This window comes from Candidatus Epulonipiscium sp. (assembly GCA_012519205.1).
Taxonomy (GTDB): Bacteria; Bacillota; Clostridia; order Lachnospirales; family Defluviitaleaceae; genus JAAYQR01.
Genome location: JAAYQR010000026.1, coordinates 104669 through 119012, shown reverse-complemented (window position 1 = coordinate 119012; position 14344 = coordinate 104669). Strand labels below are relative to the sequence as shown.

12 protein-coding genes and 1 pseudogene are annotated in these 14344 nt (G+C 33.6%); 8 read left to right on the top strand and 5 right to left on the bottom strand.

Going from position 1 to position 14344, the window contains the following annotated elements; genetic code table 11:
* Positions 1-144: 144 nt before the first annotated feature.
* Positions 145-954 (bottom strand): pur operon repressor, encoded by an 810-nt coding sequence (gene purR / locus GX308_08790; GenBank protein NLK22149.1) that lies wholly within the window; start codon positions 952-954, stop codon positions 145-147.
* 296 nt (positions 955-1250) lie between these two features.
* On the opposite strand from purR, the gene GX308_08785 reads away from it, so the two are divergent.
* The 4 genes from GX308_08785 (at position 1251) to GX308_08770 (ending at position 5822) form a co-directional block, all read left to right on the top strand.
* Positions 1251-2693 carry a UDP-N-acetylmuramate--L-alanine ligase gene (locus tag GX308_08785; protein NLK22148.1) on the top strand — a complete coding sequence of 481 codons (1443 nt, stop codon included), beginning with the start codon at positions 1251-1253 and terminating at the stop codon, positions 2691-2693.
* Between the two features lie 244 nt (positions 2694-2937).
* Complete coding sequence (locus GX308_08780) at positions 2938-4026, top strand: DnaD domain protein (protein NLK22147.1); 1089 nt, start codon at positions 2938-2940, stop codon at positions 4024-4026.
* A gap of 5 nt (positions 4027-4031) precedes the next feature.
* On the top strand, positions 4032-5027 hold the full coding sequence (locus GX308_08775) for an ATP-binding protein (protein NLK22146.1): 996 nt from the start codon (positions 4032-4034) through the stop codon (positions 5025-5027).
* 96 nt (positions 5028-5123) lie between these two features.
* Positions 5124-5822, top strand: coding sequence for a L,D-transpeptidase family protein (locus GX308_08770; GenBank protein NLK22145.1), 699 nt, complete (start codon positions 5124-5126; stop codon positions 5820-5822).
* Positions 5823-5837: 15 nt separating this feature from the next.
* On the opposite strand, the gene GX308_08765 is transcribed toward GX308_08770, so the two are convergent.
* The 4 genes from GX308_08765 to GX308_08750 all read right to left on the bottom strand — a co-directional run bounded on the left by GX308_08765 (position 5838) and on the right by GX308_08750 (position 11502).
* The gene (locus GX308_08765) at positions 5838-7526 is read right to left on the bottom strand and encodes a methyl-accepting chemotaxis protein (GenBank protein NLK22144.1); all 1689 of its coding nucleotides are present in this window, start codon (positions 7524-7526) and stop codon (positions 5838-5840) included.
* 130 nt (positions 7527-7656) lie between these two features.
* Positions 7657-9144, bottom strand: coding sequence for a xylulokinase (xylB, locus tag GX308_08760; protein ID NLK22143.1), 1488 nt, complete (start codon positions 9142-9144; stop codon positions 7657-7659).
* Positions 9145-9208: 64 nt separating this feature from the next.
* Positions 9209-10525 (bottom strand): xylose isomerase, encoded by a 1317-nt coding sequence (xylA, locus tag GX308_08755; protein NLK22142.1) that lies wholly within the window; start codon positions 10523-10525, stop codon positions 9209-9211.
* A 245-nt stretch (positions 10526-10770) separates the two neighbouring features.
* On the bottom strand, positions 10771-11502 hold the full coding sequence (locus GX308_08750) for a hypothetical protein (protein NLK22141.1): 732 nt from the start codon (positions 11500-11502) through the stop codon (positions 10771-10773).
* A gap of 101 nt (positions 11503-11603) precedes the next feature.
* Between GX308_08750 and GX308_08745 the strand changes: the two are divergent.
* From GX308_08745 to GX308_08730, 4 genes and pseudogenes are all read left to right on the top strand, one after another.
* Positions 11604-12244 (top strand): annotated as a pseudogene (locus GX308_08745) (type I restriction endonuclease subunit R).
* 212 nt (positions 12245-12456) lie between these two features.
* Positions 12457-12963 (top strand): helix-turn-helix transcriptional regulator, encoded by a 507-nt coding sequence (locus GX308_08740; protein NLK22140.1) that lies wholly within the window; start codon positions 12457-12459, stop codon positions 12961-12963.
* A 322-nt stretch (positions 12964-13285) separates the two neighbouring features.
* Positions 13286-13768, top strand: coding sequence for a hypothetical protein (locus GX308_08735; protein NLK22139.1), 483 nt, complete (start codon positions 13286-13288; stop codon positions 13766-13768).
* 128 nt (positions 13769-13896) lie between these two features.
* Positions 13897-14322, top strand: a complete 426-nt coding sequence (locus GX308_08730; GenBank protein NLK22138.1) for a DUF5301 domain-containing protein — start codon at positions 13897-13899, stop codon at positions 14320-14322.
* Positions 14323-14344: the final 22 nt, after the last annotated feature.

The window sequence follows — 14344 nt, the reverse complement described above, 5'->3', positions numbered from 1 at the left end:
TGAAGCAATTTAAAATCTATATTTGTAAATTTTTAATGTATATATATAATACCATAATATGTTATATCTTAACAATCCAAATTTACTTTATATTTCTATATATCTCTGCAGTAAAAAAATAAAAAGGCAGCCTAAATGGTAGCCTTATAAATAAGATTGTACGAAAACTTCTTTTTTCTCCTCGTCTACTTTTTCCAAGATTAACAAGTTTACATATTCTTCAATGAGTTTTTCTTCAGGTTCTTTAGTTGCCATTAGAACACCTACCCCAACTACCTCCGCTTCAAACTCCTTCATTAAGTCAATAACTCCTCTAGCTGTTCCTCCAGCCTTCATAAAATCATCAATAAAAATAACTTTAGACCCCTTAGGTATGGCCCTTTTTGCCAAAGACATAGTTTGAATCCTCTTAGATGAGCCACTTAGATAATTCATATGTATTGCTGTCCCATCCGTTAATTTCCCTTCCTTTCTTATGACAACTAGGGGTTTATTTAATACTCTAGCAGTCATAAGTCCAATGGGTATGCCTTTTGTCTCAATGGTAACAATATAATCAAAGGTTTGATTTTGAAAAAAGCTACCTAATGCCCTTCCTATATTATAACTTACGTCCGGTGAATAAAGAATATCGTTAAGATATATATATCCCCCTGGGATAATTCTATCCGTTTGATTAATGTTCCCACAAAGTTCTATACAAAAGTCCTTAATCTGCTCCTTTGCCATAACCGGTTTATAAAGCACGCCTCCGGCTGCCCCAGCAACTGTTTCAATTTCACCTAACTCGAATCTTTCAAATAGGCTTTTTATGATATCGATATCTTCACTTAAAGTAGATTTAGCGCATTGAAACATATCCCCAAATTGATTTAAGGTATATATTTTCTGGGGGTTTTCTGTAAGAACTTTAATTATTGTTCCTATTCTTTCATTCTTATGAACTCGGTTCACTTTCATACTCCTTCCATTTATAAAGGAAAACAATCCTTTAATATATTATACACCAATATATCGAATATTTTAAACCCTTTTCCATAAAATATTCAGATTTGGGGTATTGCTTTTTTCTTTCTTGGGAATATAGTATAATATAAATTTATAAGTATTTATAGAATTCTTTAAAAAGCATATAATATGTTTGGGAATTGAAATATATTTTATTACAGGGTTCACAGTTCGAAGACTTAATTATTCATCTTTGATTCTATTTCTTGAATTTATGCCACAGCGGCAGAATGGAGGATATTATGATAGACATTAATTTTGATAAAGTCAATCAAAAGGTTCATTTTATAGGCATTGGCGGTATTAGCATGAGTGGCCTAGCGGAAATTCTTCTAAAAAAAGGCTTTAAGGTTTCAGGCTCTGATATGAAGAATTCTAAAATAATCAACCACCTAGAGGAAGTGGGGGTGAATTTCCATCTAGGACATTTAGCTTCGAATATTAAAAACGATATAGATTTTGTAGTACATACTGCCGCTATTAAAGACGATAACCCTGAATTAATCGAAGCAAGACAAAGAAATCTTAAGGTATTAGATAGAGCTGAACTTCTTGGGCAAATCATGAAAAACTTTCCATATAGCATAGCTGTCTCTGGAACTCATGGAAAGACTACTACTACATCTATGCTTTCCCATATCTTATTACAAGCTAAAAAGGATCCTACCATATCTGTAGGTGGAATTTTAGATGTTATAAAGGGAAATATAAGAACTGGCAACTCTGAATATTTTATCACGGAAGCCTGCGAATATTATGATAGTTTTCTTAAACTTCACCCTTATATAGGAATTATATTAAATGTTGATGAAGATCATCTGGATTATTTTAAAGATATAAATCATATCAGAGAGTCATTTATAACCTTTGCTAAGAGAATACCAGAAAGTGGAGCCTTGATTATAAACGGAGATATCGAGAACCTTCATTCTATCCTAGATGAAGTTAATTGCAAAATCATAACTTTTGGTACGGATTCAAATAGGGTAATGTGGACTGCCGTTAATATCGAATATACTGAAAAAGCTTGGGGAAGTTTTGACTTGTTTTATGACGGGAAATGTATGGGTAGAGTTTCTTTAAGTGTTCCCGGTATTCATAATATTTATAATGCCTTAGCTGCCTGTGCCGCTGCATATATACTAAATATTTCTATAGAAGATATTATAAGAGGTTTAAAAAACTATACAGGGACTTGCCAAAGATTCGAAATAAAAGGAAACCTAAAAGGAGTAACTGTGGTAGATGACTATGCCCATCATCCTACTGAAATTAAAGCTACCCTAGCAGTTGCTAATCATTATCCTCACAATACTCTTTGGTGTGTATTTCAGCCTCATACTTATACAAGAACAAAGGCCTTTCTAAAAGATTTTGCCGTAGCCTTAAAAGAAGCTGATAAAATAATTTTAACTGATATCTATGCCGCTAGAGAAAAAGATTTGGGTGAAATCCATTCTAAAGATTTACTAAATGAATTAGAAATCCTTGGTAAAGAAGCCTATTATTTTTCCGACTTTGAAAATATAGAAAACTTTATTTTAGAAAATTGTGTCCCCGGGGACTTGTTGATAACTATGGGGGCTGGAGATGTTAATACTATTGGGGATGACCTTCTAGGATTAAACTTATCCACATTATCCACAAAGTTTTCAACAGAAAAACAAATAAGTTCTTGTGAATAACTTTTTAACAAAATACCTTCATTCCATATTTTTACATTGGTTTCAATTCCCAAAAGGTCTGCCTTTTGGGAGTTTTATCTATGAATAGAGATTTTATTTTATACTTATCCACATTATCCACATAGTTATTAACATAATCTTTGTTAATGAATCTTTTAAAAGTCTAAATTTTCTTTTGTAAACAATACTAAAACTATGTGTTATAATATCAATACAATTCTACCCCTTAGAAAGGAGCATGGTGGTGGCAATTCTAAATATAAAAAACAGCTTAGATTTATTTACAACTCCAATATCAAATGAATTTATAGATAGCTATATGCCTAAAGCCAATGGGAACTTTGTTAAGGTCTATTTATACGGATATAGATTTTGTTATCACCAAAAGCAAACCCTTACCTCAAAGGAAATGGCAGAGAGATTGGACCTCTTAGAATCTGATGTAATAAATGCATTCCAGTATTGGAAAGAACAAGGGTTAATGGAATTTGAATGGAACGAAGATGATACTATCTATATTGTTTATCAAATGCCTAAAACCTCTAACAAGGAAGATTTTAAGAAGGATTTATCCAAGACTATCCCAGAAAATACAAATGTACATATTCGTCTTGAAACAAAACCAAACTATAGTCCTGAGGAATTAACCATATATATGAAAAACCCCGAAATCTCAAGACTTTTCAAAATTGCAGAAAGGTATCTTGGGCGTATGTTAAATCATAATGATTTAAGGGTATTGTATAGCCTTTATGATTGGTTAAGACTTCCCCTTGATGTTATTGAACTAGTTCTTGAACATTGTATATCCAATAACCATAGAAGCGTTAGATATATCGAAAAGGTAGCTATCACTTGGGCCGAGGAAGGCATTAATACGGTTGAAAAAGCAAAAAATAGAATGAAGATTTTCAATAAAGATTATAGACAAATAATGAAATCCTTTGGGCTTAATAGGGATCCTGCACCTTTGGAAATAGAGCTTATGGATAAATGGATAAAAAACTTAAATACCCCAATGGAAATTATACTAGAAGCCTGCAAAAGAACAATTTCCCAAACCCAAAAGCCAAGTTTTCAATATACTGATTCTATAATAACAAGCTGGAATAAAAATAATGTAAAAACCCTAGAAGACATAGGGATATTGGATAATGCGTATCAGCAAAAGAAAAATATGCAAATTGATATTTCTTCAAACAATACACAAAATAAGGCATACTACAATAAGCCTAGTAAGTTTGTTAATTTTAAACAAAGAGAATGGGATTTTGAGGAGCTGGAAAGATTAGAAAGGGAATATCTAAAGAAAGAGCTTTCTGGGGAGGGATAATATAAATGACTATAAAAGAAAATCAATATAAAAACATCTTAAGAAATTATGAAATTAAAAGAGATAATTCTCTTAAGCAACTTAAACTTAGACAGGAAGAAATCTATAATAAAATCCCCCGCATCTTTCAAATTGATAAAGTTTTAGCTTCTACAGGAATAGAAATTTCCAAGACAATTTTGCAAAATCCTGAAAAGGCTGAAGAACTTCTAAAATCCCTTGAACAAAAAAATCTAGATTTAATTATTGAAAAAGCAGAGTTACTACATACTAATGGATACAATAAAAACTATCTAAAACCCTTTTATGAGTGCTCCTCCTGTAAGGATACTGGCTATATTGATACTATTCCATGTAGTTGTCTAAAACAAACTCTTATTAACATGGCCTACGACCAATCCAATTTAAAAGATATTTTGTCCATAGAGAATTTTGATACCTTTAATTTTGAATATTACCCTAGGGAGATTGATCCTAAAACGGGTATATCCCCACAGGAAAACATAAGACAGATTTTTAGTCACTGCATTCGCTTTGTAGAACAGTTTGACGAGCAATTTAATAATATTATATTTTATGGAGATCCCGGCCTTGGAAAAACCTTCCTATGTAACTGTATTGCCAAGGACCTTTTGGACAGGGGAAAGACTGTAATATATCTGACAGCCTTCCAGCTTTTTAAACTTTTTGAACAGGCAAGATTTAATAAAGATAAAGAAACAGAAGATTCTAAAGCCTATTTGGATTCGATTTTTACGGTTGACTTACTTATAATCGATGACTTGGGCACAGAATTTTCCACAGCCCTTACAGGAGCGGAATTATTCAACTGCCTAAACGTCAGGCTTTTAGACAAAAAACATACTATCATTTCCACCAATCTCTCTCCAAACAACTGGCAAAATCAATATTCAGAAAGAATTGTTTCTAGAGTATTTGGTAATTACAAAGCATTAAAACTAATTGGAAAAGATATAAGAATAGTTAAGAAATACATTTAGAGACCAAATTAAACTTTGGTCTTTTTTGGTTCTATACCATCCCCCTTTTTTCATATCATATAATGTTTAACCTTACCCAAATTAAGGGGGAATTTTATGAAGTCATTGCTAAGACAGATCTTACCAGTCTTAATTTTGGGCTTGATTTTATGTGACATGGTGTATTACCGTTATAATTATACTCATCTTTATCATGCTCTTTCTAAGCAAAACAAAAACACATACTCCATTCACATCGATTTAGATTACTATAAAATGTATATATTTAAAAACCAAGAAGTAATAAAGGTTTATCCTGTGTCAGGCGGGAAACAAAGTACCCCTTCTCCCCTTGGAACCTGGACCATTATATCTAAGGCCGATTGGGGAGAAGGCTTTGGAGGAACCTGGATGGGATTTAATGTACCCTGGGGTAAATATGGTATTCATGGTACGGATGAGCCTTGGTCTATTGGCAGACCTATGTCCCATGGCTGCATTCGTATGAAAAATAAAGATGCAAAAGAACTCAAAAAAACGATTCCCCATGGGACAAAAGTTACTATAGTAAAGGGGATACTAGGACCCTTTGGGGACTACTTTAGGGTGTTAGAACCTGGGGATGCGGGTTCTGATGTACTCATGATACAAAAAAGGCTAAATGATTTGGGTTATTATAATGGCTATTGCGATGGGAAATACGGTGATGGAATGAAAGGGGCAATCCATAAGTTCCAAAAGGATAATAAACTTCCCATTAGCAATAAGATTAGCTATGCAATGTATGAAAAAATGGGGTTTATACCTATGGAGTAGGTATAAACCCTTTTCTTAATTCACTTTAAATCCACTTAAGATTGCTGTTAATTTATCTCCTAGCTCTGCTTGCATTGCCGCAACGGATTCTATACCTTCTACGGTTGCAGTGGTCTCCCTCAACCCGAAAGAAATGCTTTGGGTATTGTGAGTAGCTGTTGATATTGCTTGGGATACATTTTGTATTTGTCCTTTTATCTGTTCAACTGAAGCAGCTATCTCCTGTGTAGTTTGTATGAAATTTTGTACCAATTCATCGACTAATTTAGAGTCTGATTGATATTGTATGCTGGTTTCAAGCATCAAATTATAATCTTTTATAACCCTTTCATTGATGAATTCTAATACTTCCTTACCACTACTTGAAAGGCTTTCAAAAGCTTCATATACTTCAGTTATTATAATATCTATATTGGTAACCGTTTTTGCTGATTGCTCTGCTAAAACTCGAATTTCTTCCGCTACAACGGCAAATCCCCTACCAGATTCCCCTGCTCTTGATGCCTCAATACTGGCATTTAGGGCAAGAAGGTTTGTCTGCTGAGCAATGCTTGAAATAAGCTGGGCCATATTTTTTATTTCTTTTACTATTGCTCCTTTTCTGATTCCTTCTAGAATCTTTTCTTGCTTTTGTGTGTATATAATACTGGTCTCTTCCTGAGATCTTTGTGATGCCTCTTTCATATTTTCCGCTCTGCCTTTAATCTGTTCTACTGTAAAATTGCTTTCTTTTATGTCTTCTGCTAAATTTCTAATATTATCCGTAACCATTGCACTAGTGTTATTGACTTCCATAACAGAGGCATCAATTTCTTCCATAACAGAGGCTATATCTTCTGTAGAAGAAGTAATTTCTTCTACCTGGGCTGTAATAACTTCAGCAGTTTCATGGAGATTTTTTGAAGAAGTATTCATCTTCTCTGCATTTTCTGACATATTTATCAATATATTAGTTTGTCTTTCCTTCATCTCTACAATAGCTCGGGATAAATCCCCTACCTCATCTCTTTTGCTGGTATTATATTTTTTAGTATCTATCGAATAATCCCCATTGGATATTTTTAAAACATCCCTAATTACCCTAGAAAGAGATTTATTAATTATAGTTCCAAAGGCAAATGCGGCAGTAATAACTATAAGAATCGTTACTAAAGTAATCATCATAATTTTCATTAATATCCTACGACTTATATCTGTAACATCTTCTTTTAAAACCCATATGCTAAAAGTCCCTATTAAATTTTGTTCTCCATCAAAAATAGGTTTATGCATTGCCTGATATGTGCCGTTTTCTAATGGAACTTCTTCCATTACAGTTTCCCTTTTTGCTCCTAATTCTTCTAAGGTTTTTCCTGAAATCCTAGAGTCTTTAATGGAAGTTACTATAGCCTTATCCTCTGAAAATAGGGCAACCGAATATTTTGTAGCACCACTTACAGCATCTACTACTTCGCTATCTCCTTCTAAAAGAATATCTCCCTTATAAAGGTTACCGTTCTTTATATTCCATTCCCCTTCAAACTGACGGGAAAATATCTTGTATTCTAAGTCAATAATAGATTGAAGTTGTTTATTCATATTGTAATCATTTAATTCATTAATGCCATTCCAAATAAACATAAAAATTATAATCCCTGATAGCAACAACTGAGCGGCAAAAAAAACAGTCATCTTTCCCCTTATTCTAAATTGAAAGCCCTTCATACTATTCCTCCCCAAGTTTTGTTTATGTGATTGATATTTTGTTATAACTAAATTATAGCATACCTTGGATACTCAACAAATATATATTTATAGCAAAAGAAGATGATTTAAAAATCATCTTCTTTTATATTTATATATTAGCACTTAATTCAAACCAATCCTTTAAGGATTCGTAAGCTTTGGTATAAATCTTATGAATTTTATTGTATCTTTTTACATTTTCATCTATAGGTTTAACCGAACCAACAACCTTTATGAACTTTGTGCAGGCCTCTTCAATAGTCTTAAATTCCCCTGCTCCTACTCCTGCCAGTATGGCAGCCCCTAGGGCTCCTCCTTGATTTGTATTTATTTCTTCTATGGTCTGACCGAAAATATCTGCAAGAATTTGTTTCCAAAGAGGGCTTTTTGAACCCCCTCCAATGGCAATTATTTGTGATATATTCACCTTTATATCTTTCAAAATTTCAAGGGAATCTCGAAGTCCAAAGGCAACTCCTTCTAAAACTGCCCTTGTCATATCCCCCCTTGTACTCGTCATAGAGAGTCCTAAAAATGTTCCCTTGGCATTAGGGTCCGCATATGGGGTTCTTTCTCCCATCAGATAGGGAAGGAATATTACACCGTCACATCCCAGCTTAGATAGCGCCGCTTCATTTAAAAGTTCATCAAAATCCATTCCTTTATTTGCTTCTTCCACCCACCATTTAAGGCAACTAGCTGCCGAAAGCATAACCCCCATAGAATGATATTTTCCATTGGAATGACAAAAAGCGTGAAGTCGGTTTTTACTATCTACTGCATACTCATCATGGGCGGCAAATACAACCCCAGATGTTCCTAAGGTAACCATTACAGTCCCTTCTTTTACAGTCCCCGTTCCTATAGCACCAGCAGCATTATCTCCAGCCCCACCAACAACTAACACATCTCCACTTAACCCTAGTTCCTCTTTAACCTCTTTTGTGAGATTCCCTGTTATTTCATAGGATTCATACAATTTGGGGAGGCAATCCTTATCAATTCCCATGTATTCTATCATTTCCTGGGACCAAGTTCTGTTTTCAACATCCAAAAGAAGCATTCCCGAGGCATCAGAAACATCCGTTGCATAATCTCCTGTCAATTTAAAACGAATATAATCTTTAGGAAGAAGTATATGGCGAATTTTTTCAAAAAGCTCTTGTTTATTTTTCTTAACCCATAATATTTTAGGAGCAGTAAAGCCAGTTAAGGCTTTATTTCCTACAAGTTCTGTTAATTTTTCCTGTCCAAAATGATTGGTAATATCCTCGCATTCTTCTGTGGTCCTTTGGTCACACCACAATATAGCAGGAAATAACACATTATTACTTTCATCTAAAGCTACCAATCCATGCATCTGACCACTAAAGCCTATGGAGCGGACTTTATCAGACGGGATATTGCTTTTACTTATTAATTCTTTTATTGCTTCTTTGGTATTAACCCACCAATCCTCAGGGTTTTGTTCCGCCCAATTGCTTTTAGGATAATGTACCAGATATTCCCTTGATGCTTCTCCTAGAATGTTTCCTTCTTGGTCTACTGCCAATACCTTTACAGAAGAAGCACCTAAATCAATCCCCAAAAATATCATTATATTCCTCCTCACCTTTGATATAAAACGGGCCGCCATGGAAGACGACCCTATGTTTAATGGATTATACAGTGTAGATGTATTTGTTAACGATATCTTCTAACATTTCCTGCCTACCAGATTTATTAACAACTTTATCATTTTTAAGAGCGTGAGCTGTTAATTCTTCAAACCCAACTTTATTTTCTACGATATCCTTTCCGATACCCTCTGTGTAACTTTTATATCTTTCTTCTACAAAACTTTCTAATGCCTTATCAGAAAGCATTTGATCCGCTACCATAAGTCCCTTAGCAAAGGTGTCCATTCCAACAATGTATCCGATAAATAGGTCTTCTACCTCAAAGGAACCCCTTCTTACCTTAGCATCAAAGTTAAATCCTCCCGGAGCTATACCTTCATTTTTAAGTACTTCATACATAGCTAAAACTGCATCATAAATATTAGTTGGGAATTGATCCGTATCCCAGCCTAACATTACATCTCCTTGGTTAGCATCGATACTTCCCAATACACCGTTGATTCTAGCAAAGTTAAGTTCGTGTTGGAATGTGTGGCCTGCCAATGTCGCATGATTAGCTTCTATGTTCACCTTAAAATAATCTTGTAAATTGTATCTTCTGAGAAAACCTAAAACAGTCATAACGTCAAAATCGTATTGATGTTTTGTAGGCTCTTTTGGTTTAGGCTCAATTAGGAATTGTCCTGTGAAACCTATTTTCTTAGCATAATCCACTGCCATTTGCAAAAATCTTGCATAATTATCTTGCTCCAAGGCTGTATCCGTATTAAGCAGGGTTTCATAACCTTCTCTTCCACCCCAAAATACATAGTTTTCTCCACCGAGCTTTTTGGTAATATCCATTGCTTTTTTAACCTGTGCAGCAGCAATAGCAAATACATCGGCATTAGGAGAGGTAGATGCCCCATGAACAAATCTTTGGTTTCCAAATGCATTAGTTGTTCCCCATAAGCATTTTATACCTGTCTTTTGCATTAACTCTAAAATATAATCGGAAATCTCATCTAAGTAAGCAAATTTTTCTTCTAATGAGTTACCTTCTGGGGCAATATCAAGATCATGAAAACAAAAATACTCTATGCCTAGTTTACTCATAAATTCGAATCCTGCCTCAGCCCTTGCCTTAGCTAATTCCATTCCTTCTTTGCCCGCCCAAGGTCTTTGGGCTGTTCCTTCACCAAATACGTCAGTACCCATAGCTGTTAGAGTGTGCCAATAACTCATGGCAAATCTAAAATGATCTTTCATTGGTTTTCCTGCCACTACTTTATTTGGGTCATAATATTTAAATGCTAAAGGATTAGTAGAATTTGGTCCTTCATATTGAATCTTACTTACACCTTCAAAATATTCTTTCATAAGATCCCTCCTAAACTTTTTAAATGCATTTTAATAACTTCATCTTAATTATATACTCTTCTTAGAACTTTTTCAACCCATTTTAATAAGTTGTTTCTTAAAATCTTAAATTACCTTTAATACTATTTCCATTCTTCGTGTGGATTCCTTGTTTTACCTATTCTTAGATAGAATCCTAAATAGGTCATTTCCTATTTAGGATTGGAGTATGCTCTTCTCCATAGTTATCCCCGTGTTTTAGAAAATTATGCACGATATACAAAAGTAGAGTATATGTACTCCACGTACTTCAATGCGGATGAACTTACTATTGCACGGCGTACGCCCTGAGCTTGTTTTTTTCTTCCTCCATGAACATAGATTAATCTTACCTGTCTATTACTACCATCTTGCATAGCAACATGGTCTTCGTCTGCTTCTATATATATAATTTTGACCTTCTTTTGATCTTTCAAATTAGTAGTTGGGATCAATGCATCATAATCTAGCGCTCCTAAGTTTCTAATACTGTTCATTACTGTTTGTTTACTAATACGTAAATTTGTTGCTGACCTTTTCCCACTTTTTTCATAAGATAAATCGGTGGTTTTTGTGATTAATTCTGCTTCAAGAGAAGCATCCATTCGTTCATGAGGGGATAGGCAAAGTATCTCATCTGATAGATAGCTATATTCCTTATTGTGCTTATGTTTATAATAGGTTCGCTTATAATTAACTTCTCCAAACAGTGTTAATAATACTTTCTCATCAGCTTTTCTTTGAACATTCCAGTTTTCTTTTCTGCTGCTTGATTCTTTGACTATTTCATCTGCCATTTCTAATGCCATCTTGACAAGATCTGTCCCTATTCCATTTAACATTCCTTTTGTGTTTAATATATAGGTTGATATATCTTTATCCTTTTTAAAAAGACTTTCTAAATTTTCGTTACTTCCACTAATGATTTTTTCGATAATTTGATGTACAATAGTATTCATGAGAATGATTCCTTTCTTTGTTATTTGTGGGTTTTGGCACTTGCATTATAACATAAGGAGTTATTCTCTTTTATTTTTTTCCTACAATCATTTTACACTAAGTGACTATATTTAAAAAGGCACAGGTCAGCGGTGGTGATTCCAGCTATACCATAGCCCGTGAAGTATCTACACCTAATGGTAACCGTTTTGATATAGTCCTTTTAATCAATGGTTTACCCTTAATTAATATTGAGCAAAAGAGAACGGACAAGTCCTTAACAGAGGCATTTTATCAGTTTAAAAGATACTATGGAGATGGCGAATATACCAATAACTTTATGGCTTTTTCCTAAATAATGGTTGTCACTTCAGAAGTAGCCACAAGGTATTTTGCAACTCCAAAGACTATAAATGACTTTAATCCAAAGTTTGTCTTTGGCTGGGCAGATAGAGACAATAACCCATCAACGATTGGAAAGAGGTTATAGCCAGTTTTCTAATGATACCAATGGCTCACCAGCTAGTTGGTGACTACTTAATTATCGACGAAGACGAAGAAAACAGCAAACATATGATAATGCGACCCGATCAGGTATATGCCCTGCAAGCAGTGGAATTGGCAGCCTTTGGTCTTGACAATGAAGATAAAATCCCCCATGGTGGCTATGTATGGCATACTACAGAGGAGCGTGTCATAATAGTGATAGGGTGCATAAATGCTTTAGTATCAAGGGCTTCAGGAACTATTATTAAAAGTTAACTTGGTTTTGCATAGAATTACAAAAGCAAAGATTAAGAAACTTGTAATATCATATGCTAACTGGCAGATACCGATAGAAGCATATGGAACTGGTACAAATAAAATAGCTAGACATCTTGTGTCCAGTTATGAAATACAAGCTATTTCCTTATCTATGTCCTGTTAAATCTCACTTATTTCCCTTAGCCTAAAAAAGAAAGGAGGAAAAATTAATGAATCAAAAGAAGATAGGCGAATTTATGAAAGAACTTCGTAGAGAGAAAAGTATTACCCAAGAACAATTAGCAGAAATTATGTGTGTATCCAATAGAACCGTATCCAGATGGGAAACCGGCTCAAACTTGCCAGATATATGCATAATTATTGAATTGGCAGATTATTATAATGTGGATCTCGAAGAATTATTAGATGGGGAAAGGAGAAGTGAAAAAATGAATGAAGAATTAAAAGAAACTGTATTGAAAGTTGCTGATTTTACTAATGATGAAAAAATAAAACTGATGAGGAAATTACATGTTTTTTCCTGGATTGGTGTAGTGAGTTTTATTGTTTTTATGATTTTGGAATATACTGATTTAGTTGGACTTGGTATTACTAAAAATATTGCAGATTTTTGCTTGGGGTTAGCTTTTGGAATGCTTATAATTGCTCTATTATATACCAGTAAATATATTTCAAAATTCAGCTCATTTAAGAAAAGAGTTCTTAAATCCAAATAGAAAAATAACCAATAGATACAATACTTCCAATAAGAGCTAGATTGTTTAATCTAGCTCTTATTTTGCCACCGGGGCTCGTGTCATAATAGTGACAGAGTGCATAGATGCTTTAATATCAAGGGCTTCAGAGGCTTTTATTGAAAATAATCCATGCATTGCTTAGAGGAATTAGGTATAATTGTTGTAAGTAGTGCATGAGGTAGGAGCTTGTTCTTTAATCATTTAAGATTATATAGTATAAATATATTTGAAATGGTAATCAGTTGCGTATATGTAGATAAATATGTAGCAAATATCCATGAACTAAAGGTTAGGTGATTAAATGGAAAAACTAATAACACCATTAGGAGTTGTAGCTATATATAATAATGCTAACAAAATAAAATATAAGATAGTTAAACTTGATTGCAATTCAAATATATTTCCAGATATCGATGGTAGATATAAGATAATTGTAGAATATGAAAATGATATGTTTCCTCAACTAATTTATTGTACCTTGGAAGGAATTGATTTTAGTAGTATTGAATCTTATGATGAGTCAGGAGAAGGGCTGGAATGTAAAGCTTTTTATCAAGATGACATTAAATTATCCATTGGAATTGCAGCTGATACTATCTACGTAGATGGTAAAAGGATTAGTAGTTATGATTACGATAGCGTTAACCTTCACAATGGTTTGGGATATCACATACTTCCAACCACAAAATCACAAAAACTTATTTTTGGAGTAGCTTGGATAAAGGGACGTAATGAAGCAAATGAAGTTCAAACATGGTATGCGGCGGATCCAACTATTATGTAAGGTTTTGTAAGAAATGTAGGAAAACTCTGGTTGATTATTCGGACAAGGAAATCAAAGAAGGGTAGTTCTAATTAAAAACTTTTTGTAAAGTACCAGGTTCCTTAATCGAAAAGTTAGGAGAGAAGAATTTGAAGAAAAGAATAATACGTATTGGTATAGTTGTTATTTTTATTATAATTATTAGTGTATCAGTGATTTATATAAATACTTTTCCTTTAGCCAAACCTATAAAATTACCCCTAGCAAATGAGGTTAATGTTGTAGAAATAGATAAGGATAATCTTCTAGTAAAGTATACAAATAATGAAGAAATTACAGAAATATTAAACATTCTATCAGGTGCGAAACCTACAAGAATAATGACAGTACATGATAGGCCCATGGTAAGAGATTACTATACTCTTAACCTCAATACAATGAGTGAGGATTGGGTATATAGAATATTTATTTATAATAAAAATTCAATGTGGTATATAGAGCAGCCTTATATTGGGGTCTATGAACTAAAAAAAGGATTAGTGGACTTCCTTTCTTATATTGAACCATTGAAATAAAAAATAAAATCATGTAAGGAGT